The 25,274-nt window shown below is 65.6% G+C and carries 27 protein-coding genes; 16 read left to right on the forward strand and 11 right to left on the reverse strand.

The genetic code is table 11. From position 1 onward, the window contains the following. Positions 1–182: 182 nt before the first annotated feature. Complete coding sequence (locus CupriaWKF_RS26715) at positions 183–329, forward strand: hypothetical protein (RefSeq protein ID WP_276101442.1); 147 nt, start codon at positions 183–185, stop codon at positions 327–329. 108 nt (positions 330–437) lie between these two features. On the opposite strand, the gene CupriaWKF_RS26720 is transcribed toward CupriaWKF_RS26715, so the two are convergent. The 9 genes from CupriaWKF_RS26720 to CupriaWKF_RS26760 all read right to left on the reverse strand — a co-directional run bounded on the left by CupriaWKF_RS26720 (position 438) and on the right by CupriaWKF_RS26760 (position 8,182). Then, positions 438–1,358 carry a dioxygenase gene (locus tag CupriaWKF_RS26720; protein WP_276101443.1) on the reverse strand — a complete coding sequence of 307 codons (921 nt, stop codon included), beginning with the start codon at positions 1,356–1,358 and terminating at the stop codon, positions 438–440. 50 nt (positions 1,359–1,408) lie between these two features. After that, the gene (locus CupriaWKF_RS26725) at positions 1,409–2,359 is read right to left on the reverse strand and encodes a PDR/VanB family oxidoreductase (protein ID WP_276103220.1); all 951 of its coding nucleotides are present in this window, start codon (positions 2,357–2,359) and stop codon (positions 1,409–1,411) included. A gap of 63 nt (positions 2,360–2,422) precedes the next feature. Next, on the reverse strand, positions 2,423–3,163 hold the full coding sequence (locus CupriaWKF_RS26730; RefSeq protein WP_276101444.1) for an SDR family NAD(P)-dependent oxidoreductase: 741 nt from the start codon (positions 3,161–3,163) through the stop codon (positions 2,423–2,425). A 9-nt stretch (positions 3,164–3,172) separates the two neighbouring features. Beyond that, positions 3,173–3,673 (reverse strand): aromatic-ring-hydroxylating dioxygenase subunit beta, encoded by a 501-nt coding sequence (locus CupriaWKF_RS26735; RefSeq protein WP_276101445.1) that lies wholly within the window; start codon positions 3,671–3,673, stop codon positions 3,173–3,175. Continuing rightward, positions 3,666–4,955, reverse strand: coding sequence for an aromatic ring-hydroxylating dioxygenase subunit alpha (locus CupriaWKF_RS26740; RefSeq protein WP_276101446.1), 1,290 nt, complete (start codon positions 4,953–4,955; stop codon positions 3,666–3,668). The genes CupriaWKF_RS26735 and CupriaWKF_RS26740 overlap by 8 nt, the downstream gene beginning before the upstream one ends. 17 nt (positions 4,956–4,972) lie before the next feature. After that, positions 4,973–6,115, reverse strand: a complete 1,143-nt coding sequence (locus tag CupriaWKF_RS26745) for an amidase (protein WP_276101447.1) — start codon at positions 6,113–6,115, stop codon at positions 4,973–4,975. After that, a complete protein-coding gene (locus CupriaWKF_RS26750) occupies positions 6,112–6,621 on the reverse strand; it encodes a nuclear transport factor 2 family protein (protein WP_276101448.1) in 510 nt (169 codons plus the stop codon). Before CupriaWKF_RS26750 ends, CupriaWKF_RS26745 begins: the two co-directional genes overlap by 4 nt. Positions 6,622–6,636: 15 nt before the next feature. Continuing rightward, entirely contained in the window at positions 6,637–7,005 is a 369-nt protein-coding gene (locus tag CupriaWKF_RS26755; protein ID WP_276101449.1) for a hypothetical protein, read from the reverse strand. Positions 7,006–7,045: 40 nt separating this feature from the next. After that, positions 7,046–8,182, reverse strand: a complete 1,137-nt coding sequence (locus CupriaWKF_RS26760; RefSeq protein WP_276103221.1) for an acyl-CoA dehydrogenase family protein — start codon at positions 8,180–8,182, stop codon at positions 7,046–7,048. A gap of 290 nt (positions 8,183–8,472) precedes the next feature. Here CupriaWKF_RS26760 and CupriaWKF_RS26765 point away from each other — a divergent pair, with 290 nt between their 5' ends. After that, positions 8,473–9,972: a PAS domain S-box protein gene (locus CupriaWKF_RS26765; protein ID WP_276101450.1), complete on the forward strand. Its 1,500-nt coding sequence runs from the start codon at positions 8,473–8,475 to the stop codon at positions 9,970–9,972. A gap of 17 nt (positions 9,973–9,989) precedes the next feature. Here CupriaWKF_RS26765 and CupriaWKF_RS26770 read toward each other — a convergent pair whose 3' ends face one another. Next, positions 9,990–10,625: a response regulator gene (locus CupriaWKF_RS26770; RefSeq protein WP_276101451.1), complete on the reverse strand. Its 636-nt coding sequence runs from the start codon at positions 10,623–10,625 to the stop codon at positions 9,990–9,992. Between the two features lie 270 nt (positions 10,626–10,895). On the opposite strand from CupriaWKF_RS26770, the gene hpaC reads away from it, so the two are divergent. From hpaC to CupriaWKF_RS26805, 7 genes are all read left to right on the forward strand, one after another. Continuing rightward, positions 10,896–11,393 carry a 4-hydroxyphenylacetate 3-monooxygenase, reductase component gene (hpaC, locus tag CupriaWKF_RS26775; RefSeq protein ID WP_276101452.1) on the forward strand — a complete coding sequence of 166 codons (498 nt, stop codon included), beginning with the start codon at positions 10,896–10,898 and terminating at the stop codon, positions 11,391–11,393. A gap of 271 nt (positions 11,394–11,664) precedes the next feature. Next, positions 11,665–11,847: a tautomerase family protein gene (locus CupriaWKF_RS26780; RefSeq protein WP_346348629.1), complete on the forward strand. Its 183-nt coding sequence runs from the start codon at positions 11,665–11,667 to the stop codon at positions 11,845–11,847. A gap of 109 nt (positions 11,848–11,956) precedes the next feature. After that, positions 11,957–13,354 (forward strand): MFS transporter, encoded by a 1,398-nt coding sequence (locus CupriaWKF_RS26785; RefSeq protein WP_276101454.1) that lies wholly within the window; start codon positions 11,957–11,959, stop codon positions 13,352–13,354. Positions 13,355–13,465: 111 nt separating this feature from the next. Then, positions 13,466–14,944 carry a phenylacetaldehyde dehydrogenase StyD gene (styD, locus tag CupriaWKF_RS26790; RefSeq protein ID WP_276101455.1) on the forward strand — a complete coding sequence of 493 codons (1,479 nt, stop codon included), beginning with the start codon at positions 13,466–13,468 and terminating at the stop codon, positions 14,942–14,944. Between the two features lie 21 nt (positions 14,945–14,965). Beyond that, positions 14,966–16,162, forward strand: a complete 1,197-nt coding sequence (locus tag CupriaWKF_RS26795; RefSeq protein ID WP_276101456.1) for an MFS transporter — start codon at positions 14,966–14,968, stop codon at positions 16,160–16,162. Between the two features lie 26 nt (positions 16,163–16,188). Then, positions 16,189–17,472 (forward strand): aminotransferase class III-fold pyridoxal phosphate-dependent enzyme, encoded by a 1,284-nt coding sequence (locus tag CupriaWKF_RS26800; RefSeq protein ID WP_276101457.1) that lies wholly within the window; start codon positions 16,189–16,191, stop codon positions 17,470–17,472. 64 nt (positions 17,473–17,536) lie between these two features. After that, the gene (locus tag CupriaWKF_RS26805) at positions 17,537–18,505 is read left to right on the forward strand and encodes a phosphotransferase (protein ID WP_276101458.1); all 969 of its coding nucleotides are present in this window, start codon (positions 17,537–17,539) and stop codon (positions 18,503–18,505) included. Between the two features lie 48 nt (positions 18,506–18,553). Here CupriaWKF_RS26805 and CupriaWKF_RS26810 read toward each other — a convergent pair whose 3' ends face one another. Continuing rightward, positions 18,554–19,567 (reverse strand): helix-turn-helix domain-containing protein, encoded by a 1,014-nt coding sequence (locus tag CupriaWKF_RS26810; RefSeq protein WP_276101459.1) that lies wholly within the window; start codon positions 19,565–19,567, stop codon positions 18,554–18,556. A 392-nt stretch (positions 19,568–19,959) separates the two neighbouring features. On the opposite strand from CupriaWKF_RS26810, the gene CupriaWKF_RS26815 reads away from it, so the two are divergent. The 7 genes from CupriaWKF_RS26815 to CupriaWKF_RS26845 all read left to right on the forward strand — a co-directional run bounded on the left by CupriaWKF_RS26815 (position 19,960) and on the right by CupriaWKF_RS26845 (position 25,129). Continuing rightward, entirely contained in the window at positions 19,960–21,051 is a 1,092-nt protein-coding gene (locus CupriaWKF_RS26815; protein ID WP_276101460.1) for an amine dehydrogenase large subunit, read from the forward strand. After that, the gene (locus tag CupriaWKF_RS26820) at positions 21,048–21,620 is read left to right on the forward strand and encodes a MauE/DoxX family redox-associated membrane protein (RefSeq protein WP_276101461.1); all 573 of its coding nucleotides are present in this window, start codon (positions 21,048–21,050) and stop codon (positions 21,618–21,620) included. The genes CupriaWKF_RS26815 and CupriaWKF_RS26820 overlap by 4 nt, the downstream gene beginning before the upstream one ends. After that, complete coding sequence (gene mauD, locus CupriaWKF_RS26825) at positions 21,617–22,255, forward strand: methylamine dehydrogenase accessory protein MauD (RefSeq protein ID WP_276101462.1); 639 nt, start codon at positions 21,617–21,619, stop codon at positions 22,253–22,255. Before CupriaWKF_RS26820 ends, mauD begins: the two co-directional genes overlap by 4 nt. Before the next feature lies 1 nt (position 22,256). Continuing rightward, positions 22,257–22,790: a methylamine dehydrogenase light chain gene (locus tag CupriaWKF_RS26830; RefSeq protein WP_276101463.1), complete on the forward strand. Its 534-nt coding sequence runs from the start codon at positions 22,257–22,259 to the stop codon at positions 22,788–22,790. A gap of 6 nt (positions 22,791–22,796) precedes the next feature. Further along, on the forward strand, positions 22,797–23,252 hold the full coding sequence (locus CupriaWKF_RS26835) for a cytochrome c (RefSeq protein WP_276101464.1): 456 nt from the start codon (positions 22,797–22,799) through the stop codon (positions 23,250–23,252). Between the two features lie 2 nt (positions 23,253–23,254). Next, positions 23,255–23,686: a cytochrome c gene (locus tag CupriaWKF_RS26840; RefSeq protein ID WP_276101465.1), complete on the forward strand. Its 432-nt coding sequence runs from the start codon at positions 23,255–23,257 to the stop codon at positions 23,684–23,686. 66 nt (positions 23,687–23,752) lie between these two features. Further along, positions 23,753–25,129 (forward strand): DUF1329 domain-containing protein, encoded by a 1,377-nt coding sequence (locus CupriaWKF_RS26845; protein WP_276101466.1) that lies wholly within the window; start codon positions 23,753–23,755, stop codon positions 25,127–25,129. The last annotated feature ends 145 nt before the right edge of the window (positions 25,130–25,274 follow it).

The raw sequence follows: 25,274 nt of genomic DNA on the forward strand, positions 1-25,274 counted from the left end.
GTACATTGCCAACCGCATTGTGTGCGGGATGCCACACACAATGAACCCCTCCTCGCACGTCACGCGGTCTATAAAGAATTAGACGGGTCCAGATAATAAAAAACGCTGCTACTCGCTGCGGCTATGTCGGGGGGATTCTGACCTGATACGGCAATTTGCGAGGGGGCGTTGTGAGCGAAAACGTGAAGACCAGCATGCTGTCCTTTGCCCTGCTGGGGGCGACCTTCTATGGCCTGATAACAGTGTTCGGCTTTGAATCCACGATTTCCGACATGGGAAGCCGCCTCATGCAGGTCGCGACGCAGCTGATGTACCGGCTATTGCTATAAACCGCCGCTGCGCCGGGGGGGCGAAATCCGATCCGGCTCTCTGCACGGCGCCGCAGGGACCGCCACCGCAAGAGGGAGGCGGCCACGCGGCCGTCTCCCCGTGAAGCGTCAGCAGAGCTCGGTTTCGTACCGGCTAGCCGCGATGGTCTCCCGGTCGCTGGCCGCTTCCTGCAGGCGGAAGTCGAACTGGACGCGGGTGAACGGACCCGTCAGGCCCAGAGATTCATAGCCGGCCGGATCCTGTACCTGCTGCAATTCCACCACAAGCCCGTCTCGCGTGGCGAAAGCGAAGTCGTCATCGATGAACGTGTCGCCGGGAATGTTGACTTGCGTGGTCAGCGCGCGCTTGCCTTCGCCCGATACGAGGAAGTGGATGTGCGCCGGACGGTTGCCGTGGCGGCCCAGCAGTGCGAACAGCTCGGACACGGGGCTGGCCGGCGGAATCGCGTAGCCGGGCGGCAGGAAGCTGCGGAAGCGGTAGCGGCCCGCCTCGTCGGCCTGGATGCGGCGGCGCAGGTTGTAGTCTGGCTGCGAGGGGTCGAAGTGCGAGTAGCGGCCGAATTCATTGCAGTGCCAGACGTCGACCAGGGCGTGCGGGACCGGGCGGCCTTCGGTGTCGAGCACCTGGCCTTCCATGACGAACGGGGCACCCTTGTCTTCGTTGCCGGCGTCAAGGCGGACTTCATTCTCCGACAGCGGCGCCCCGGGCACGTAGAGCGGACCTTCGATCGCGCGCGGCGTGCCGGCGATGCGTTCGGCGGCCTGGTCGGCTTCGTCCAGGCGGATGTCGAGCAGGCGGTCAAAGCCGAGGCCGGCGGTGATGAGGCCGACCATGTCGGCCTGGCCCAGGCGGGTCAGCCACTTGACGGCGTTCCAGAACTCGTCCGGCTGGACGTCGAATTCATCGATGGTGCGGAACAGGTCGCCGACGATGCGGGCGGTAATGGCGCGCACGCGCTCGTCGCCCTCATCGCCGAGGCGGCGGCTGTTGACCAGCTCAAGCAACTGGGCGGCATTCATTTCAGCCATGCTTTGTCTCCTTGTTGTGTTGCGCCCGGGAGGGGCAGTGGGGATGGGTACTACAGGTCCAGTACGATCCGTGCCGTGCGAGCACGCGACACGCAGGCACAGATCTGCTTGTTGGAGGCCTTCTCTTTCTTCGATAGGCAGTTGTCGCGGTGATCCGGCTCGCCATCGAGCACGGGCACCACGCACGTGCCGCAGATGCCTTCGCGGCATTCGGTATCGATTTCGCAGCCAGCGGCGATCAGCGCGTCGACCAGCGTAGTGCCGTCCGGGACGACGATGACCTTGCCGCTCTGCGCCAGCTCGGCCTCGAATGCGCCAGCGGGCAGGCCGGCCGCCAACGGGTCGGCCTGGAAGTGCTCCAGGTGGACGTTGTCGGGGCCAAGCACGCGTTCGCCCTCCTCGACCACACGCGCCATGAAGGCGGACGGGCCACAGGTATAGGCCAGCGTGCCCGCGCTGGCTCCCGCCATGCAGTCGGTCAGCACCTGGCCCAGCGTATCGCGGTCCACGCCAATGTGCAGCGTCACCTTGCCGTCGAACGGCGCGGATTCCAGCAGCCGCAGGAAGGCGGCATGCTCGCGCGAGCGGGCGAAGTAGTGCAGGTGATAGGGGCGCCCCCCGCGATTGAGCTGGTAAGCCATGCTCAACAGCGGCGTGATGCCGATACCGGCGGCAAACAGCAGGTACTGGCTCGCTTGCGGTGCCAGGCTGAACAGGTTGCGCGGGGCGCTGATCGCCAGCTCCGCGCCTTCCTGCACCACGTCGTGCAGGGCTGCGGAGCCACCGCGCGACGCGTCTTCCCGCTTCACCGCGATCAGGTAGCCGGACGCATCATCGGGCGGGCTGCATAGCGAATACTGGCGCGTGAAGCCGGTCGGCCCGAGCACATCCACGTGGGCACCTGGCTCGTAAGGGGCGAGCGCTGCGCCATCACAGGGCACGAGACGGAACGAGCGGATGCCGACCGCCTCTTCCACAACCTTTTCGACTCTGACTTTCAACATGACTACCCTTCCAGAACGACTATCTTGATTCAGACTGAGACGCGCGGATGCCTTGGACGCCTAGCGCATCAAGAGGCCGCCGTTCGCATCCCAGTTGGCGCCGGTGACCGCGCCCGCGGAGTCAGCGGCCAGCAGCAGCACCACATCCGCCACATACTCCGGCGACCCCAGCCGCTGGACCGGGATCGTCTTGCAGATCGCCTCCAGGCGTTCACGCTGAACGGTCTCGTGGACGATCGGCAGGTCGAGCGGGCCAGGCGACACGCAGTTCACCGTCACGCCCTGCGGCGCCAGTTCACGCGCGAAGATCTTGGTCAGCACGCCCACGCCGCCCTTGGCCGCCGCGTAGTGCGCGCCAGTCGCCGTGCCGCCGTTCTGGCCGGCCAGCGAGCCGATGTTGACGATGCGGCCGAAGCCCCTCGCCGCGAAGTGCGCGCCGAACACCTGCGAGCCGACAAAGGTGCCGCGCAGGTTGATGGCCACTACCTGGTCGAACTCCTCGGGGCTGATGTCCATCAGCCCCGACACCTGCGACTTTCCAGCGTTGTTGACCAGCACGTCGGTACCGCCCCAGCATTCCTCCAGCGCGGCCTTGGCCGACTCGAAAGCGGCTTTCTCGGTCACGTCGAGGGCGAGCGCCAGGGCGGTCTCGCCCGTGGGATCCAGCGAATGCGCCACCGCTGCGGCGTCTTGCGCATTGAGGTCGCCGATGGCTACATGGTAGCCGGCCGCATGCATGCGGCGGGCGATGACCTCGCCAAGGCCGCGCGCACCGCCGGTGATCAGGGCAACTCGCTTCATCGCGTCTCCTTAAAGCAGGAAGCCGAGAGCGTTGAGGCTGTCGGTCGAGTTGATCAGGCGGACCACCTTCTGTTCGAGGCGGATGCCGTCCTGCGTGAAGCGCAGGCGGTGCGTCAGGTCCGCCGCGAACAGCGTGTGGTGCTCGCGCTTGTAGGCGACCAGGATCTGCGCTGAGCGCACCTCGATGACATCAGCCTCGCTCGACACCTCGGTGAAGCGCGATACGGTACGCACCGTGCGCGCGGCATCCACGGCCGAAACCGAGTGGCCGGACGTCAGGCGCTCGATGCGCATCGAGCGCATGCGTGCGTCGTCATAAGCGTAGTTCAGCGCGGCATCGAAATCGGCGGTCTCCGGATCGATGGGGATGACGTAGTGGCCAGTCTCGCTCCACAGGCCGGCCCATTGCTGATAGTCCTTGCGGTCCAGCAACTCGGCCTCGCGCCAGATGAATTCGGCGGCCAGTTGCAGCGAGGGCGCGACCGGGGTCAGTTCGTTGGCTTTATTCATCGCTCATCATCCTTTTCCACATCCGATAGGCTTCGCGCATGCCGCCTTCGTCGGTGGCGTGCGAGATCTTGTCGCCGTTTTCGGCAACGATTTCGCGGTTCAGGCCGCGGTTGACCAGGATCGGCACGTTCTTGCCGGCGTACGAGCCGCGCTGCACACGCTCCCAGGCTTCGGCGTCGTCCGGGCTGCCGAAGCCGAACGGGCCCTGGAAGTGCTCATGGATGCGCAGGCGCTCGCGGTTGGCGATCTCGGGGCCACCGTCCATGCCCAGCGCAACGTGGCGGATCTCGGTCTCGGTGGCCGACACCGGATGCAGCACGCGGAAGAACGCCATCGACATCGCCACGTTGGGGAACAGGTTCAGGTTGAAACCGGCGCCGTGCAGCGAGCGGACGATGCGGCGGACCTGCTCGGGCGGCATCTCCTTCGACAGCGCCTCGGTGACGTGAGCGAAGCGTTCCTGAAGTTGTTCCGTGCCATCGTCCTGGTCGAGATCCACATGCTCGGGCACCATCACCATCACGCTGTGCCCATTGCCGAGCGCATGGGTGACGGCCTTCTCGTCGGTCATGAACGACAGCATCTCGGAGGTCTCTTCATCGACCGACGACATCCACGACTTGTGCACGATCGGGAAGTGATAGCCGTCGGTGGTGTTCTCGAGCTGGATCTTCCAGTTGCCGCGGAACGTGAACTTGTGCTCGCCCTGGGTCTTGATCGGGTAGCCCGCGCCTTGCTTCATGAACAGGTCGATCCAGTGCCTGGCTTCGCCGAGGTAGTCGCTCAGCGGTTCCACGTCCTGGTTGAAGCTGGCGAACACCATGCCGGCGTAGCTATCCACGCGCAGCGAGCGCAGCGGCAGTTCGGACTTGTCGAGGATGTCCTCGTAGCCATCCGGATAGGGCAAGGCGCGCAGCTTGCCGTCCAGGGCATAGGACCAGCTGTGGTACGGGCAGGTGAAGCCCGTGGCATTGCCTTTGGATTTCTCGCACACTGTGGCGCCGCGATGACGGCAGCGGTTCTCGAGCACGCGGATGGCGCCGGTCTTGTCGCGCACGACAATGACGGGCTGGCGGCCGATCTTCGTGGTGCGGAAGTCGCCGGGGTTGCGGATCTCGCTTTCGTGCGCGACCCAGACCCAGGTCTTGTAGAAGATGCGGTCGAGTTCAGTCTCGAACAGCGCCGGATCGTAGTACATCGAGCCGTCAACGCGGTCGTCCTGCACCAGGCGCTCAGGCTTGACCGTGAACGTCACTGGCTGGTAGTTGTCGTGGGAACACATGCTAGCTCTCCGTGAGGTCATTGGGAGGCGCCATCGGCAGCGATGGCGCGTTCGATCCGGGATGCGATGGCGCACAGTGCTTCGTCCCCGCCCTTGCGGCCCACCAGCTGCAGGCCCGCCCTGATGGCGACGCTGGCGACCGGCACGGGAAGCGTGAACGCGGGATGGCCGCTCAGGTTGAAAGGGCGGACCAGCGACGTCAGGCCGAGGATTGGTGCCCCTGCGCGTACCGCGGCAAGCGTTGGCGGCAGTTCGGGCAGCGTGGGCAGCACGATGGCGTTCACCTTGCCGAGCACGGCGTCGACCTGCGACGTGAAGGCGCGGCGCACCGCTTCCGCCTGCCGGACATCGTCGCGGCTGACGGCACTGGCCGCCAGCAGGCGCTGCTCGACGTCGCGCTGCAGCGCGCCTGTGCCGGTCAGGTGGCCGAAGGCTGCCCAGGTCTCGAAGTTGATGACCCGCATGCCGGCCTGGTAGGCGGCAGCCATGCCGTTGAGGCGTACCGGCAGGGTGTCGAAGCCGGCCTGGCGCAATGCGCTGGCGACGGCTTCGAGGATCGCGGGATCGGCCTGCACGTCGTCCAGCAGGCCGATGCGCCAGGGCTTGCCGCTATCGCGTGCCAGGGCTGAGTCGAAGTCCGGCGCGATCACCGCCATGGCGGCCACGATGCCCTCGACCGAATCCGCGAACGGGCCGACGCAATCGAGCGATGACTCGGACGGATGCGCGCCACGGCGGCTGACGCGGCCGAAGGTCGGCTTCAGTCCGGCCACACCGCAGCACGCTGCAGGCATGCGGATCGAGCCACCGGTATCGGTACCCAGCGCGATGCGGACTTCGCCCGCGGCAACGGCGGCGGCGGAACCGCTGGACGAGCCGCCCGGAATGCGGTCCGGCGCTTGCGCATTGACCGGCGTACCGGCGAAATCGTTGATGCCCGAGATGCCGAACGCCAGTTCGTGCATCGCGGTCTTGCCGACGATCGACCAGCCAGCATCGACGAGCCGCGCGACTACGTCCGCGTGCTCGGTAGCCGGCGCGGTGTCGCTAAGTGCCCTGCTGCCCGCGATGGTCGGGTAGCCGGCAATGTCGATCGAATCCTTGATGGCGATGGCGGGCCCATCGCCACCCAGACGGAAGCGGGAGACGAAGGCGGTCATGGCCGTGTCTCCGCCAGCGTCTGGCATGACAGCCGCTCCGTCTGGAAATGCCGCACGCGTGCGGTGCCGTCGCTGTCGATGTCGAACACGACCGCCAGCCGCGCCGAGATCAGTTCGGTCTTGCCGCCGGCATAGACCGACAGTTGCTGCATGATCCAGTGGCCGCGCACCACATCGCCGTCCGCGACCATCGCCTCGCTGGTCAGGAAATGCACATTGCGCTGGAAATGCGGTACGGGCGGCAGGTACTTGCGCAGGAACCCGTCGATCGCAGCGGGGCCGGCATGGCGGCCGAAGCCGGACGCGTACTCCGCGCCCACGCCTTCCCACACCGCGTCGTCGGTGAACAGCGCCGGCAGTTCGCCATCGCGGGCGTCGGCCGGGGCCGGCACGTCGCACAGCGACATGTAGCGGGACAGCGTGCGGCGTGCCGCGCTTTCGGCCTCAAGGGCCGCGAGGCGCCGGCCGGTGTCCGCGGCGCTTGCGGGGATCTGCGCTTTCGTCATGACGTCAGGCCCGCGTCAGGCGGCTTCGGCCGGAATCTCGAGCGCGCGGCCAACGCGTGCCTCGATCTTGGCGTAGCGCCACAGGCTGTGCTCGCCGACTGGTGTCGTCCGGAACAGGTTGCAGGCCGCGACGACGGTGTCGTAGTCCTTCACGTCGGCCATGATGTACACGGTCCAGGGCGACGTGGTGGACGGGCCGACCATCAGGCGATCGTCGTCGATGGCGCCGAGGATGGAGACGCCAGGCATGGCGCCCATCGACTTCATCATGGCGCTGAATCCCTTCCACACTTCGATGCCATGGCCGGTTGGCAGGTCGAAGAAATTCTGCGTGATGCCGATGCAGAAAAGGACGCGCAGGGGGCTTTGGGCAGGTTGCGGCATGTTGGCTCCGGTCGGTGTCGGTGTGGGTTCGTGCGGCGCTTCAGATGTAGCCGGGCATCGGCGGCACGCCGAGGCTGACCGCGCCGGCGGCGTCATACAGGCCTTCGCCGAGGAAGGCGTGCTGCGTGACGACCATCGCGTCGCGCAAGTAGCGCTGCAGCGGGTGGCCGTCGTAGATCGCGGCGGTGCCGGCGAGCAGGTAGGCCGCCTGCACGGCGCTGGCGCCGGAGCGGGTCGCCTGCACGGCCGACAGGCGCAGCAGGCTGGTCTGTTCGGGGCTGAGGTTGTCGCCCTTGAGGATCGTGTCCCAGGCGGACTCGGTGGCGTCGTAGAAGAAGGCGTGCGCCGAGCGCAGTTCGGCTTCGGCCTTGGCGACCGAAATGCGCAGGTAGGCGCGGTCGGCCATCTTCGGTGCGCCGGTGATCCCGGTGCGGCCGCCGGCCATGCGCGACACTTCATCCAGCGCGGCGCGGGCAAGGCCCAGGTTGACCACCGCCAGTACCTGCGCGGCGTAGGCGATGGACGGATAGCGGTACAGCGGTTCATCGATGGTCGGCGGACCGCCGCGCACGAAGGTCCACTCGTCGGGGACAAAGACGTCGTTGACGCGCAGGTCGTGGCTGCCGGTGCCGCGCAGGCCGATCACTTCCCAGTTCTCGACGATTTCCACGTCCTCGGGCCGCAGCACCGCGGTACGCGGCTTGCCGCCGTCGCCGGCGCCGATGCCGACGCCCAGGATGTCCGCGCCCTTGCAGCCGCTGGCGAACTTCCACAGGCCATTGACGCGGTAGCCGCCGTCCACCTTCCCGGCTGGCTGGATCGGGAACAGGCCGCCGGCAAAGGCGACGTCTGGTCCGTTGGCGTAGAGCTGTGCGAGGGTCTCGCGCGGCAGGGCGGCGAGATAGACCTGTGCCGAGCCGAAGCTGGCCACCCAGCCGGCGGAGCCGTCGGCCTCGGAAATGGTTTCGATCAGCCTGAGGAATTCCGCGGGCGAGCACGCGTCGCCGCCGAAGCAGCGCGGTGCGGCGGCGCGGTAGACGCCCAGTTGCTTCAGCTGGGCTACCATATCCCGCGGCACGTACCGCTTTACATCGAATTCTTCGCGGCGGGCGCGGATTTCGGCCAGCACGCGATCGAGCTCGGCCTGGCGCGGCTCGGTCTGCGCGGCGAATGGCATGGCGACGCCGGGGTGCTGGTTGAGGAGGCTTTCCGACACAGCGGAATGCAGCATGGTTGTCTCCGGTGGATTGCGTGGGCCGGCTAAGGGACCGGCCGGGGGAGCCGGTTCTAACGGCATGGACCGTTGAAAGCAGTCTATCGACGGCCCCCGGGCGGCAACAATTGGAGCGGGGCGTGCATTGCTGCGCAGTTTCCCGGGGATGCGTAAAGGAATTACCTATACGGGTCCGGGCTCTGCCGGCGGTACGCTGCGGGTTGATTCATTCCAGCGGCATGGCTCGAGGCAACATGTATCGATTCGGACAAGACGACTTCTTTCGCATGGTCGAGGCGCTGACGTTGCGCGTGATCCTCCATGACGCCGAAACCAAATCCATCCTGTGGGCGAACCATGCCGCGCGCGAGACGCTGGGTTTCACGCTCGAGGAATTTCCGGCGCTGAAGGCGCCGGACATGACCAGCAGTGCGGAAAAGTACCGGCGCGAGGTCGGGCTCCAGTGGCTCGACGAGGCGGCCCGAACGGGCCAGAGCGTGATCGAGTGGTGCTATCGCGCCAAGAACGGCAACGAGATCCTGTCGGAAGCCATCGCCACGCGCGTGGCGCTGGAGGCGCGCGACGTGCTGATGGTGCAGTTCCGCGATATTTCGGCGGAGGAAGCGCTCAAGCGCGAACTGCGCCGCTCGGAAAGCCGGCTCAGGGCGTTCATGCAGGACCTGGCCGAAGGGGTTCTCGTGGTCGATCGCGGCGGGCACGTGGCATACGTGAGCGAATCGGCGTGCCGGATTCTCGGACGCGTCGAGGGCGACCTGCTCGGAGCGGGGCTCGACAGCCTGTGCGAAACCCCGCTCCTGGAGGTGCTCCGCGACCACGTCGCGCCCGATTCGGCGATGCGCGGCGCATTCTCCACGCGCTTCCAGGTGCGCGCGGCAACGGGCGAGTTGCGCTGGCACCAGGCTGCCACGCGCTACGTGGAAATCGAGGATGACATCAGCGGCTACCTGCTGCTCTTCCGCGACGTGACGGCGCAGGTCGAGGCCGAGGCACTGGAGCGCGAACGCGAGCGCGAGATCGAATACCTCGCGCGCTACAACGCGATGGGAGAAATGGCGATGACCATCGCGCACGAGCTGAGCCAGCCGCTAGCGGCCACGCGCAACTTCATTGAGGGCGTCTCCATGCGGTTGGCGAAGAACCAGGCCGACCCGGACTCGATCCGCTTCGGCCTGGAGGCGGCTGCACGCCAGGTTGAGCACGCGTCGCTGATCATCAAGAGTATCCGCGAGTACGTAGTCAAGCTGGAGCAGGCCGAGGCGCTGGTGGACCTGAACGACATCGTCCATGACAGCGCCTACTTCATCTCGCTGAAGTGCGAGGAGGCGGACGTCAGGCTGGAACTGGCGCTGTCGCCGCAGGCGCTGCCGATCAGCTGCGAGAAGGTGCTGATCGGCCAGGTGATCCTGAATATCGCGTTCAACGCGATCGAGGAAATGGCGGCGCTGCCACCCGACCGGCGCACGCTGCGCATCGAAACCTGCACGACAGGCGACCAGGGTGACAAGGCCATGCTGATCGTGCACGACCTCGGGCGCGGCCTGCCGCAGGCGGCGAGCCAGCGGATCTTCGACGGCTTCTTCTCTGGCAAGCCGGCCGGCAACGGCATCGGGCTGGCGCTCTGCAAGAGCATTGTGTCGCGGCATCGGGGCGACATCTGGGCTGAGAATCGCGCACCGTTCGGCACGTCGTTCGCGTTCTCGGTACCGTTGTGCGCGGAGCAGGCGGCCAGCTAGCCTTGCCGGCTGGCGCGCTAGCCTGGCGCACCGCTCTTCGACGACGGCCAGACCTCCATTACGTCCCGCACCAGCGTGGCCGTGCTCACCACGCCGAGCTTCTCGCGAATCTTGGTACGGTGGACGTCAACGGTCTTCACGCTGATGTGCAGTTCGTCGGCAATGACCTTGCTTGCCTTGCCGTCCAGCACGCGGCACAGGATCTCCTGCTCGCGCGTGGTCAGCTTGTCCAGCTTTGCGCGGATCTTCTGGCGCTGCTCGGCGCTGTCGTGCATCTGCACGGCCTGCTTCAGTGCGGCCTGGATCCTTTCGAGCATCTGCTGCGGGTTGTAGGGCTTCTCGACGAAGTCGATGGCTCCGTTCTGCAGCGCCTTCACCGACATGGGGATGTCGCCGTGCGCCGAGACGAAGATGATCGGCAGCGTAGCGCCTCTGTCGTTAAGGATCTGCTGGAGCTGGAAGCCGCCGGTCTCGGGCATGCGCACGTCGAGTACCAGGCAGGCGGGCCGCTTCGGATCGTAGGCGGCCAGGAATTCCCGCGCGCCGGCAAAGCACTCGGCCTGGACGGACACTGTCTCGAGGAGCCAGGCCAGGGAGGTGCGAAGGTCTTTGTCATCGTCGACGATGTAGACGATAGCCGATGAAGCGGTCATGGCGGAGGCGCTCTTTGTGGCAAATGCTGAATATTTCCGGCCGGTGTGCATCTGTTGTGCGTTCTGCCCGGCGGGTGCTTGTGGTTTGAAGCGTACACCAGGTACTACCGGGTCCACGATAAAGAAAACACGTAGAAGGTGGCGCACAACCCTGTGAATCAGGGTAGATCCTATGAATAGCGGGTGGAGGGGGCATTGCCCTACGCTTTCGTACAAGCCGGCAACGAGGTCGGCAACCAGGCCGACCGCGCCCCCTAGCGAGACCACCCGATGAACGCCGTCAATCAAACCGAATTCCGCCAGGCCATGGCGCACTTGCCCGCAGGGGTCAATATCGTCACCACGCAAGGTGACGCGGGCCGGTGCGGCATCACCGCCAGCGCCGTGTGCTCGGTGACCGACTCGCCGCCGACGATCCTGGTCTGCGTCAACCGCGGCAGTGCGTCGCACGGCATTTTCCAGCGCAATGGCCGCCTCTGCGTCAATGTGTTGAGCAGCGAGCAGGAGGAACTTGCCAGGCACTTTTCCGGCATGACCAAGGTGCCGATGGAGGACCGCTTCGCCTGGGATATCTGGGACCATTGCGATGCCGACCAGCCGGCCCTGCGCGACGCCATCGTCAAGCTGCAAGGCACCATAAGCGACTGCAAGGAGGTGGGATCGCACTCGGTCGTCTTCGTCACGCTCGACCGCATCGCAGTGAACGAGGAGGGGGGCGGTCTGGTGTATTTCAACCGCGACTTCCACCGGGTCCAGCGATCGCGATAGCGTCCGCCGCCCGCGCTTGCGCCGAAATAAGCGCCCAGGCACATGGGCGCATTTCTTTACAGGAGTGCCCCACGCGGGTGGCTCGGTCATGAGCCCTTTCAGGGCGACCTAAAGGAAATACCTACACACCCCCGTCGGAATCCTCAGTCGAGCCCGAACGCGACCCAATATCGCCCGCTCGCGGTACGTCATACCCTGCACTGGGATTCCAACCGTAGACAACGGAAGTCCAGAACCACCGAACCGCAGAAGGAGAGACGCAGTGCCAGTCATGCAGATTTACCTGATCGAGGGCCGTACGCAGCAGCAGAAGGAGGCCTTCATCACCGAGGTTACCGACGCCGCTGTCAATTCGCTGGGCGTGGACCGTTCCTCGGTCCGGGTGATGTTCCTCGACGTGCCCAGGACCGACTACGCCATCGGCGGCCAGACCGCCAAGGCGCTGGGGCGCTAGGCGCCCTGACACAGCGCGACACTGAACCGCACAGCACAGCGGTCTGACAGAGGCATCAGCCCACCGCAGTCGTCGCGCCGGCCATCCACAGAAGAGAAAGGAGACAATCATGAGACCAGATCGCGATCTGATGATCGATGCCATGCCAGCCCCGGCCGTATCGCCGCCCCAGGCGGGCGAGCACTTTGCCGACGTCCATGCCGCGGACGCCGCGGCGGACGAAGCCGTCGTCGGGAAGATCTACCGGCGGCTGATCGGCTTCCTGTTCGTGCTGTTCGTGTTCTCGTTCCTCGACCGCATCAACATCGGGTTCGCGGGACTGACCATGGGGCGCGACCTCGGCCTGTCGGCCACGGCCTTCGGCCTGGCGTCCACCGTGTTCTACGGCGCCTACATCCTGTTCGGGATTCCGAGCAACATCATGCTCGGCAAGCTCGGCGCGCGCCGCTGGATCGCCAGCATCATGGTGGCGTGGGGGCTCGCCTCCACGGCGACGATGTTCGCGTGGGATGCCAACAGCCTCTACGTGCTGCGCGTCCTGGTCGGCATCACCGAGGCAGGCTTCCTGCCCGGCGTGCTGCTGTACATGACGTTCTGGTTCCCCGCGGCGCACCGCGCGCGTGCCAACGCCTTCTTCATGATCGCGATGCCGGTCACGTCGGCAGTCGGCGCCATCGTTTCTGGCTACCTGCTGAAGCTCGACGGCTTGCACGGGCTGCACGGCTGGCAATGGCTGTTCATGCTGGAAGGGCTGCCTTCGGCATTGCTTGGCATCGCGGTCTGGCTATATCTGGATGACACACCCGCAAAGGCGAAGTGGCTGACACCCGCCGAGCGCGCGCGGCTGGCAGCGATGATGGAAAGGGATACCGCCGGCAGCCCGGTCCGGAAGGTGGAGGGGAATGAGGTGTCGTTGGCGCAGGCACTGTTCTCGCTGCCAGTGATGAAACTGGCCGTTGCCTACTTCCTGCTGGTCAACACGCTAGGGATGATCAGCACCTGGGTACCGCAGATCGTCAAGAGCTTTAACCAGGGCAGCAGCGATCTCGCCATCGGCATGCTGACCGCCGTGCCGCACGTTGTCACCATCGCCGCGATGGTCGTGTGGGGCCGCCGTTCCGACAAGCACCAGGAGCGCCGCTGGCACGTTGCGCTGCCGATGCTGTTCGCCGGCGCCGGCTGGGCACTCACATCGTTCGCCGCCGACCCGCTGGTCAAGCTTGCCGGCCTGTGCGCGGCATCGGCCGGTGCGTATGCGTCCATGACGGTTTTCTGGACGCTGCCCGACCTCGTGATGTCTGCGAATCATCGCGCCATCGGCATTGCGTTCATCAACGCCGCCGGCATCGTCGGCGCGGCCCTGAACGCGGTGATCGTCGGATACCTGCGCGATGTCACCAGCAGCTTCACGTCAGGGCTGCTGTACGCGGCAGTGGTACTCGTGCTCGGCGCATTCGTGGTGATCATGTTCGCACACACAGGCTCGGCCGGGAAGCGCGCCGCCTGAACCCGATAGTCCACTTCTATCAGGTGCCAGCCGTGCTACCGCGCGGCTGGCGCTTCACCCCGTCTTGTCTCTCAAGCGCCGGTATGAATACCGGACAGATCAGGAGTTGAAATGCAGATCCGGCAACTGCTTGCAAATATCCATACCCAGATGTTCATCGACGGACAACTGGTCAGCGCGCACAGCGGTAAGACCTTTGCTGTCTACGATCCTTCGTCGGGCGCGGAAATCGCGCAGGTGGCTGATGGAGAAAGCGAGGATGTCGCTGCGGCGGTTGGCGCGGCCAGGCGCGCTTTCGAGTCGGATGCGTGGCGGCGCATGCCCCCGGCCCAGCGCGAGCATCTGCTGCTGAAGCTCGCCGACCTCGTGGAAGCGCACTGCGACGAACTCGCCGCGCTGGAAACCCTGAACCAGGGCAAGCTGTTCGGTTTCTCAAAGATGCTGGAAGTGGGTGGCAGTGCGCAGTGGCTGCGCTATATGGCCGGCTGGGCGACCAAGATCGAGGGCAGCACCATCGACTTGTCGCTGGCATTTCCGCCGGGCGTGCGCTACCAGGCGTCCACGCGCCGCGTGCCGGCTGGCGTCGTCGCCGCGATCGTGCCGTGGAATTTTCCGCTGCTGATGGCGGTGTGGAAGATTGCGCCGGCCCTGGCCTGTGGTTGCACTGTCGTGCTCAAGCCCGCCGAGGAAACGCCGCTGACGGCCATCCGCCTCGCCGAGCTGGCGCACGAAGCCGGCTTCCCGAAAGGCGTGCTGAACGTGGTGACCGGCCGTGGCGAGACCGCCGGCGCGGCGCTGGTGCGCCACCCGGACGTGAGCAAGGTCACCTTCACCGGCTCGACCGAGGTCGGCCGCATCATAGGTGCGCAGTGCGGGCAGGATATCAAGCGCGTATCGCTCGAACTCGGTGGCAAGAGTCCCGTCATCGTGCTCGATGACTGCGATCCGCGCAAGGCGATCGAGGGCGCGGCCAACGCCATCTTCTTCAACCACGGCCAGGTGTGCACCGCCGGCTCGCGCCTGTATGTGCCCCGCGCGAAGTTCAGCGAGATCGTCGGCGGCATCGCGGCGGTGGCTGACAGCCTCGTGCTCGGCTCCGGTTTCGACGAGCGCACGCAGATGGGGCCGCTGGTGTCGGCCCGCCATCGCGACAGGGTCGTTGGCATGATTGCCGAAGGCCGCGCTCAGGGGGGCGAAATCGTCTCGGGCGGCGGCGCCGTGCCGGGCGATGGCTACTTCGTCAAGCCGACGGTGGTGGCGAACGAGCACTGCAAGCCGCTGTCGCTGGTTCGCGACGAGGTCTTCGGTCCGGTGCTGGTGGCCATGCCGTACGACGACCTGGACGAAGTGATCGCGGCCGCCAACTCCAGCGAGTACGGCCTGGGCGCCAGCGTCTGGACGAATCAGCTCGACAGGGCGCTGCAGGTGGTCGACCGTATCGAGGCTGGCACCGTGTGGGTCAACTCGCACAACATGGTCGATCCGGCTATGCCGTTCGGCGGCTTCAAGTCGTCGGGCGTTGGCCGCGAGCACGGCAAGGCGATCATCGACGCCTATACCGAGACGAAGTCAGTCTGCTTCGCGTACTGAGCCAGCGACCGGCAACGCGCCATGACCACCACAGACTTCACCACCGAGGGCAGTGTCCGCGCGTTGCCGGGCAGTGCCGTGACTTCCAGGGCCCGGCTGTGGGCGGCGATCCTCGCTGGCGTCGTCGGTCCGGAAGTGTTCATCGTCCAGCCTGCGGTCGTACAGGGGTTCGTCCGCTATCTCGGCTTCGACGAAGCCAGCGCGGGCTATGCCGCCTCGGTGGAAGTCTGGGGGCTCGCATTCAGTACGATCTGCCTGTCGTTCGTGGCGCATCGGCTGAACTGGCGCGCGGTGATGGTGTGGTCGGTGCTGATGATGGCCGCCGGCAATGCCGGCTCGGCCTTCGTCACTGGTCACAACCTGTTCCTGCTGCTCCGGTTCCTGGTGGGCGTCGGCGCGGGCGGCCTGGTGTCGCTGAGCTTCGCGGCCGTCGGCCTGACCAGCAATCCGGACCGGAACTTCGGCTACCTGATCATGTGGGTCCTGGTATACGGGGCGGCCGGCTTGTGGGCCGTGCCGACGGTGTATGCCGTCGGCGGCCTGAAGCTGCTGCTCTACCTGTTTGCGGTCTTTCCGCTCACCGTCCTGCCATTCGTCCGGCATTTGCCGGAGGGCGGGGAAACCGCGGCAGCCATCGATGCCGATGCAGTGGAGCTGTCCGGGGGGATGAAGCTGCTCGCGTTGATGGCGATGCTGCTCTACTTCTGCGCGCAGGGCGTGGTCTGGGCGTATTTGTTCCTGATGGGCACGGCGGACGGGTTGCCCGAGCAGCAGGTGGCGAACGCCCTGACCGTATCGCAGTTCGCCGGCGTGCTGGGGGCCCTGTTCGCCGGCATGGCAGGCGCGAGGATCGGGCGGCTGAGCGCGCTCACGCTCGGCATGCTCGGTGGTTCGCTGTGCCTGCTCCTGTTGGTCGGCAAGACGTCGTACCCGACGTTTGGCGTGGTGGTCTGCGTCTACAACTTCTTCTGGAACATGACGCACCCGACGCTGCTCTCCGCAATGGCCGGCTTCGACCGGCGCGGCAGGGTAGTGCTCGGGGCCACGGCCATGCAGATGATCGGCCTTGCCATTGGCCCGGCGCTGGCGGCGGCGGTGATTCCCGAGGGCGGATACGCGCACGTGATCTGGGTCGGGGTCGGCCTGTTTGTCCTCAGCTGGATGTCTATCGGCCTGCCGGTGCTGCGGCACGCGGCGCTGCTGCGCAGGCCTAACTGAACTTGCATTGTCGGAGGGAAAAAACGATGGGAAATGAGGCGCTGCTGCAACGCCGGTTTGCCGTGCTGGGCAAGAACTCGCCGCTGTTCTATGACAAGCCGTTGCACCTCGTCCGTGGCGATGGGGTCTGGCTGTTCGACGCGGGCGGCAACCGCTATCTCGACGCCTACAACAACGTGCCGCACGTGGGCCATTGCCACCCGCGCGTGGTGCAGGCGATCACGGAGCAGGCAAGCCAGCTGAACACGAGCACGCGTTATCTGCACGAAAACGTCGTGCGATATGGCGAGCGCCTGCTGGACAAGTTCGATCCGGCGCTGTCGCGGGTGATGTTCTGCTGCACGGGCAGCGAGGCCAATGAACTCGCGCTGCGGATGGCCCGCGAAACCACGGGCAGGATGGGCGTCATCTGCACCGCGCACTCGTATCACGGCAACACCGCAGCGGTCGTGCAGATCAGTTCATTCCTGTCGACGGCCGAACAGCGCGGGCGCTACGTGAAGACCATTCCCGTCATCGACCCGTACCGCGAGCGCGGCGATTCGAGCGAGGAGGATCTCGCGATCGCCTACGCGCGGGAAATCCAGCGAGCGATCGACGAATTCCACGCGGATGACGTCGGCGTGGCCGGTCTGCTGCTGTGCTCGGGGCTGTCGTGCGAAGGCCTGCCGGATATTCCGGCCGGGTACATCGCCCGCGCCGTGGAGAAGGTCCGCCGTGCCGGCGGCGTCTTCATCAGCGACGAAGTGCAGGGCGGGTTCGGCCGCTTCGGAACGCATTTCTGGGGGCATCAGCGATTTGGCGTCGTTCCGGACATCGTGACAATGGGCAAGCCGATGGGCAACGGTCACCCGCTGGCCGCGGTGGTGGCGCGCGAGGCGCTGGTATCGCAGTTCACCGACCGGAACCCGATGTACTTCAACACGTTCGGCGGAAACCCGGTGTCCTGCGCGGCAGGGATGGCGGTACTCGACGTCCTGGAAGAGGAAGGGCTGCAGGAAAATGCCCGCATTGTCGGGAACTACGTGCTCAACGGTCTGCGCAGGCTCCGGGCGAAGCACGAGATCGTGGGCGATGCGCGCGGCAGCGGCCTGTTCTTCGCGCTGGAGTTGGTGCAGGACAAGCAGGGCAAGCAGCCGGCGACGGCGGTGGCGAAACACGTGGTCAGCGAGATGTGCCGCCGGCGCGTGCTGATCAGCCGCATCGGCCTGCACGACAACATCCTGAAGATCCGCCCGCCCATGCCGTTCTCGACCGCGCACGCCGACCAGTTGCTCGACACGCTCGACGCCGTGCTCGGCAGCCTCTGAGGGGATGCCAGTGACCAGTTCGCAGCAAGCGGGTGAAGACCCGCATGTCTTGCAGCGCCTCGCTGTGCAGGCGCTTGGCCGATGGGATCTCGACCATGCCGAGATCGCGCCGATCAAGATCCGGGAGAACGCCGTCTTTCGCGTCGGGCTTCGGGGCGGCGGACGGGTGGTGCTGCGCGTGCATCGCGGCGGCTACCACTCGGACGATGCCCTGCAGTCCGAATTCGACTGGATGCGGGCATTGACGGCATCCGGCATCGAGGTCCCGCGCGTGATCCCATCGCGCGAGGGCAAGCTGTTCGAAAGGATCTGCACGACTGACCTGCCGGAAGGCCGCCAGGTCGATGTGCTGGAGTGGGTCGAAGGGCGGCAGCTTGGAGCGCTCGAATCCGGCCTGCAGGTCGGCGATGACGCCGTGGCGGCCTGCTACTTCATCCTCGGCCAGATTTCGGCGCGGATGCACAACCACAGCAGCGCATGGCGTCCGCCCGCGGGCTTCGTCCGGCATCAATGGTGCGAAGAGGGGCTGGCAGGGCCGGATCCGCTGTGGGGACGCTTCTGGGAGCTGGAGCAGCTAAGCCCGTTGCAGCGAGCACTGCTTGAAACAGCGCAGATCGCGATCAAGAGTGATCTGGTCGCGTACGGCAAGAACAGCGGCAATTTTGGCCTGATCCACGCGGACCTGGTGCCGGAAAACCTGATGGTGGAGGGGGACCGCATCCGCGTGATCGACTTCGACGACGCCGGGTTCGGCTGGCATCTGTTCGACCTGGCGACGTCCCTCTACTTCGTTCGTGACAAGTCTGATTTCAACGTCGCACTCGAAGCTTTCCTGCGCGGCTACCGGACCCACAGGCCGCTGCCCGAGTCCGACCTGACGCGATTGCCGCTGTTCATGGCCGCGCGGGGAACGACCTATCTTGGCTGGGTCCATGAGAAGAAGGAAACGGAGACGGCGAGGAACCTTACGCCGGTGCTGATCGAATACGCGTGCACGGCTGTCGAGGCATATCTGGCGGGAAGGGAACGTTGAAACCGGCCTGAAAGGCAGCCGGAAAGCCGGTGCGCGGTGGCCGCGGACTCACGCGGAGACGCGCACCGTCCTTTTTTCGCGCAGGGTTTCCGAGGGCAGTTCGCCGAACATGGCGTGGTAGGACTGGGCGAAACGGCTCATGTGCCAGAAGCCCCAGCGCGCCGCCACGCTCTGAACATTGCTGGCTTCTTCCTTGCGCAACTCGCGCCGCACGCCGTTCAGGCGCACCGTGCGCAGGTATTGCGCCGGGCTCTGCGCCAGGACCTCGTTGAAGCAGTACTCCAGGTTGCGTCGGCTCACGGCAGCGGCCCGGCACAGATCGGCAATCGTGAGCGACTCGCCGATATTGGCCATGACATAGTTCTTCGTGCGCTCGACGATGGCGCGCCGCGCACTGTACGACGCCGGCACCGGCGGCAGCTCTTCCGATGTGGCGAGCAGCATCGAGACGTTGTCCAGCAGCGAGCTCTGCAGGTTCCGCTGGATCGCCTCGTCTTCCAGCAGCACGGGATCGCCGGCCAGCGTGGCGAGCATGGACACGATCAGCAGACGCATGCGGCCGATGGCGCCGCGCTCGGCCGGCACCATGTGCTTGCCCGTCAGCCGATGCACGACATCGTCGCGCGATGTGCTTTCCAGGTGCTCTGCAAGTACGCCCGTATCAAAGGAGACCCCGGCAAGACGCAGTTCCCGCGGGGTCCGGCAATCGAGGCTGTCGCCGTAAGCGAACATCAGCAGGGAATCGTCGGTGAGCGGGTGCCCGTGAAACGAACCGGAGCCGCTCATGTCGTAGGGAATCGTGAAATTCCGCGTGCCTGGGATGCCATCGCCGGTCATATGGACGGACTGGTTGGAGCGCTCCCCGTAGATCTGCGTATCGAGGAAGCGGATCTCCGTCACGGCGCCGTCGAACCTGCCCGCGCTCAACTGCTCGTAGTGCTGGCCCCACTCCGCAAGGCCTGAGGCCTGCTCATGCACGTCATTGGTGACGACCGAGCGGATGGTCGCATGGGTACTCATGCCGTTGCGCTCAGCGCGTATCTCTTCAAATCGGTGGTTCATGTTTTTCCGCGCATTGGATGCGCTTGCAAACGGCCCATCATGACGACTTTATACGTAGCAAATGCAGTGCCAGCAATCCGGGAAAGACCCATGCAACAGAAATCGAGGCAACGCGTTGCATTTCGCGCCACAGCGCCTGCGAAGCGTGCGGCACGCCTGCGCAGGACGCACGCAAACAGTGCACGCAGAAATGCGGAAAACGGATAACGATGCGATAGCGCCATCCATAGACTTGTGATGACGAAACAGAAGTCGGCATTGCACCTGAATGCATCAGCACAGCACAGCACAGCAGAGCCGATCCGTGGAGCCCCAACTTGAAGACCCGTACTACCAGTCCCATCCGGCGCGTGTGCCAGGCTCTCATGGGGTGTGCGTGCGCAGCCATCGTGATGTCCGCGCACGCTGAGCCCGAGACGCTGACCACAGAGGTCCTTGCGCCCGGCAACCCGTACCGCCTGTATCTGCAGGACGCTGCTTTGTCCCATCTCGCGGATTCGCGCCTCGTTATCGTGGACGGCGACAAGATGCGCGTGCTGAGCGTGTTCGCCACCGGCGGCATGGGGCTGACCACCCTGTCGCCGGATCGCAGCGAGATCTATATCGCCACGCAGTACTACTCGAAGCTCAACCGCGGGGACCGTCTCGACCAGATCGAGGTCCTCGACGCGCTGACCCTGAAGCGCAAGGCCGAGATCCGCATCCCGCCCAAGCATGCGCAGTCGCTGCCATATCGCGACCTGATGCACGCCACTTCGGACGGCCACTTTGTCCTGGTGCAGAACGCGACCCCGGCGACCTCGGTTTCGGTCGTCGACGTGCGCAACCACACCTTCATCGGCGAGGTGCCTACGCCGGGCTGCTGGTCGATCGCGCCGTCGATGAGCGCACCCAACCGCTTCTCGACATTGTGCGGCGACGGCACACTGCTGACCGTCACGCTCGACGCCGAAGGCAAGGCGGTATCGCAGCAGAAAAGCAGGAAGTTCTTCGATCCCGACAAGGATCCGGTCTTCATTTCCAGTGCGAATACCGGCGACCAGTACTACTTCGTCAGCTACCACGGCGTTGTCCACCCGGTAAATCTCGCGGGTGAGGTCGCCACGTTCGGCGAGCCGTGGAATCTCGTGACGAAGCCGGCCGACGTGAAGGGTGGCTGGCGCCCGGGCGGCTACCACCCGATCGCGCTGCACGCAGGATCCGGCCGTCTCTACGTCGCCATGCATCCGAAGGGCGCGAATGGCACGCAGAAGAGTCCGGCGAAGGAGATCTGGGTATACGACTTGTCAGCGCAAAAGCTGGTCAGTCGCCTGCCAGGCAATAACGCGATGGCGCTTGCAGTCAGCCGGGGTGAGCGGCCGAGGCTGTTCGTGCTGGACGGTGCCAGGGCCGGCGTGGTGAGCCTCGATCCGAACGGGCGCGGCAAGCCGCTGGCCCGCATGGACGGGCTGGTCGAAGTTCCGGTGAGCCTGGGGGTCCAATGAGCCTCGACCTGATCTGCGATCCGGTGGCGCACGGCGTGGGACGCACGTTCCTGGCCCTGCTGTTCCTCGTCGGCGCCACGTTGAAGGCGATGGCATTCGAGGAGTTCACCGGCACGATCGCCGCCTATCGCCTGATTCCCGATGCCGCCGTCAAAGCCGCCGCCATGCTGGTGGTTGCCCTCGAAGCGGTCAGCGGCGTGCTCTCGCTGCAACTGCTGTCCGTAAGCGGGGGCGCCTGGGTGCCGGTCGGCTTCCTCGGCATCGTCACGCTGGCGGTCGGCATCAACCTCGCGCGCGGCAATGTCGATATCGACTGCGGCTGCGGCGTGGCGCAGGGGTCTTCGCGCCTGTCCTGGCCGATCCTGGCGCGCAACACAGTGCTGATCCTGGTTGCCGCCGGCCTGACCGCCGTGCCCGCCGGGCGTGCGCTGTCCCTGTTCGACAACCTCTCCATTGCGGGGGGTGCCATGAGCCTTCTGGGCGTCCACGTGGCCTTCACCCAACTCATCGCCAACAGTCCCAACAGTCCCAACAGTCCTGTATCCAACACCGCGAGGCAACACCCATGAGCGATTCACTCCTCATTTCACACGTCTTACTCTGGATCCTGCTCCTGGCAGTGCTGGCCATCTGCGTTGCGCTCACGCGGCAGATCGGCGTGCTCTACGAGCGCGTGGCGCCCATGGGGGCGCTGATGATGGATGACGGTCCCAAGGTCGGCGACCGCGCCCCGGCGAATGTGTACCGCACGCTGGCTGGCGAGGACCTGCAGATCGGCTCGCCGTTCGGGCAGGCCGGAAAATCGGCCACGCTGCTGTTCTTCGTCTCGCCGACCTGTCCGGTCTGCAAGAAGCTGCTGCCCATCGTGAAGCGCATCGCCCAGCGGGAAAGCGGCTGGCTGCGCGTGGTGCTGGCCTCGGACGGCGAGCAGCCGGAACACCTCGAGTTTGTCCGGCGCGCAGGCCTGCAAGCGTTCCCGTATGTACTGTCGCACGAACTGGGCATGACCTGGCGCGTCTCGAAGTTGCCCTACGCCGTGCTGATCGGCGAGGCCGGCACCGTGCAGGCCAAGGGCCTGGTGAACTCGCGGGAACAGTTCGAGAGCCTCTTTACCGCGCGTGAACTTGGCGTGGCATCGGTGCAGGACTTCCTGACGGTCCGGGAACCGGCGCACGAACACGGGCACGCGGTGGGGGCGCACTGACATGAACGTGTTCGACCGGCTCTTCGAAAATCTCTCGCGTGGCGTGGCGCACCGGACTTCCCGGCGTTCCGCCCTCACGAGGCTGGGCAAGCTTGCGCTCGGCTCGGCGATCACGCTGCCCGTCCTGCCCTTTGACCGTACTAACGCCCATGCGGCTGGCCACGGCGGCGGCGCCAAAGGCAGCGTGCAGGACGACACCGCCTGCGAGTACTGGCGCTACTGCGCCATCGACGGCTTTCTCTGCACCTGCTGCGGCGGCACCATCAATTCCTGCCCGCCTGGCACGGAGGCGTCGAAGGTGGCATGGATCGGCACCTGCCACAACCCGAAGGACGGCAAGGACTACCTGATCAGCTACAACGACTGCTGCGGCGGCACGCCCTGCGGCCGTTGCGCGTGCAACAACAACATCGGCGACAAGCCCGGGTACCGCATGGGCGAGCACAACGACGTGAACTGGTGCATGGCGCATACCAACAGCACCTCGTACCACTGCACGGTGGTGGTATCGATGGGCGTGGCGGAGGCGAGGTAAATGTCGATGAAGCCGACTTCTTTGCTGCTCGCGCTGGCCTTCGCGTTGCCCGGCGCGGCTTCCGTCCACGCCGAGAGCGCGGGGGAAACCGTATTCAAGTCCGCCTGCATGGCCTGCCACGGCGAACGTGGCGCGGGCATCCCGGGCCTGGCGCCGCCACTGGCAGGCAGCCTGGACAAGCAGCTTGGCGGGGCGCAGGGCAAGGATTACCTGACGCACCTGCTCCTGTCGGGCATGTCCGGCACGCTGCGCGTGGACGGGCAGGTTTACAACGGCATCATGCCGCCGCAAGGCGCGATGTCGGACGCCGAGCTGGCCGCGGTCATGACCTACCTGTCTGGCGAACTGAACCCGGGCGCGGCGGGATTTGCGGTGGAGGCGGCTGACGTGTCCAAGGCACGCACGAGCCCGATGAAGCCCGCACAGGTCTACGGGCTGCGCAAGACGCTGCTCGGGGAGTAGCGATGCGTTTCCCTTGGCCTCTTCTGCTCGCGGCGACAACGCTTGTCCCGCTTGCCGCCTTTGGCGCCGAGTTCGGCAAGCAGAACTACATGCTGCGCTGCGCCGGTTGCCATCTGACGGACGGCGCGGGCAACGAGGCAAGCGGGATACCGGACCTGCGCGGGTCGATCGGCAAGTTCCTCCATACGCCGCAAGGGCGGGCGTTCCTCGTGCAGGTGCCGGGGACGGCCAACGCGCCGCTCTCGGACCAGGAGGTGACCGAAGTACTGGCGTGGATGCTCGACAACTTCAGCAAGACAGAGATGCCACAGGGCGCGGCGCCATACACGGCAGGCGAAGTCCACCGGCTGCGCGCAGCGGCGCCGGTCGACATCCCGAGGGCACGCGAGCGGGTCATCCAGGGATTGCGGGACGCGGGTCAGGACGTCAGGTGATCGCCATTCGGCAAACGGAGTTCTTTACATCAATCGGCATTAACTAATCAAGGCAGGAGACTTTCGATGAGACAACGCCTTTCGATCGCATTGGCCAGCCTGCTGGCCATCGGCGCCACCACGATTCAATGCGCGTCCGCGCAGGAAGCCGAGCGGCTGGGCAACGACCTGACTTCGCTGGGCGGAGAGAAGGCGGCCAGCAAGGACGGCCTGGTCCCGGCCTGGGCGCCGGGCGACGTCGGCCACGGCTGGAGCTACGGCAAGAAGCGCGCCGACTTCTGGAAGTACAAGGGCGAGAAGCCGCAGGTGTCGATCGACGCCGGCAACGTGGACAAGTTCGCCGACAAGCTGACCCCGGGCCAGGTCGCCTTTATCAAGCAGACCAAGGGATACCGCATGGACGTGTATCCGACGCACCGGAGTTGCAGCGCGCCCGACTTCGTCGTCGAGAACACGAAGAAGAACGTGGGCACCGCCAAGCTCGGTGCGGATGGCTGGAGCCTGGCGCAGGCGACGCTGCCGGGCACGCCGTTCCCGATGCCGAAGAGCGGCGCCGAAGTGATGTGGAACTTCAAGATGCGCTATCGCGGCGTGGGTGTCGAGCTGCCATCGAACACGACCGCGGTGTCGCCGCGCAAGGGCAGCACGGACTGGATCGAGGCCGTCTCGGTGCAGACGCTGTACTTCCCGTGGGGTGCCAAGGGCAGCAAGAACCTGTCCGACCTGCCGCCGGTCGAGTACTTCACGTACTACGCCTACAAGGCGCCGACCGCACTGGCCGGCCAGGGCCTGGTGCAGACGGTCTATACCGACAAGGTCAGCGAAACCTTCTACTACTTCCCGGGCCAGCGCCGCGTGCGCCGCATGCCGTCATATGCCTATGACGCGCCGCAGATTGGCTTCGAGAACCAGTACACGATGGACCAGCCGCTGCTGTTCAACGGCACCATCGAGCGCTTCGACTGGAAGCTGGCCGGAAAAAAGGAGATCTATGTTCCGTACAACAACGTGAACATGTTCGACCCGGCCGCCAAGCTGCACGACGTGCTTGGCGAGAACTTCGTCAGCCCGGACTTCCGCCGCTACGAACTGCATCGCGTGTGGGTCATCGAGGCCACGGTCAAGTCCGGCACCCGCCATATCTCGCCGAAGCGCACGTTCTATGTGGACGAGGATAGCTGGAACATCCTGGTTGCCGAGGACTACGACACGCAGGGCAAGCTGTGGAAGCTGCGCGAAGGCTACGTGACGCCGGTCTTCGAGACCGGCAGCTGCGACGTGCTGCCGTTTGTCCAGTATGACCTGACCGATGGGCGCTATGTGTTCGACCTGCATCCGTTCGGATCGAGCAAGGACATCCGCTGGTTCCCGCAGACCACCGACGTCCGCTTCAAGGACAGCTTCTACACCGGCGAAAACCTGCGCGCCATCAGCGAACGGTAGGGCCTGCCCAGGAGGGCAACTGCAGCAGTCAATGCGGCAGTAACCAGAAAAACAAAGGGCGTGGCGGCGACGATGAATAAAAAACGGGGCGCGCCGCCACGAAACGCCCGGAAACGCGTCCAGCGTTTTCAATCTTGTCCAACTT

The sequence above is a fragment of the Cupriavidus sp. WKF15 genome (genome assembly GCF_029278605.1).
Lineage (GTDB): Bacteria > Pseudomonadota > Gammaproteobacteria > Burkholderiales > Burkholderiaceae > Cupriavidus.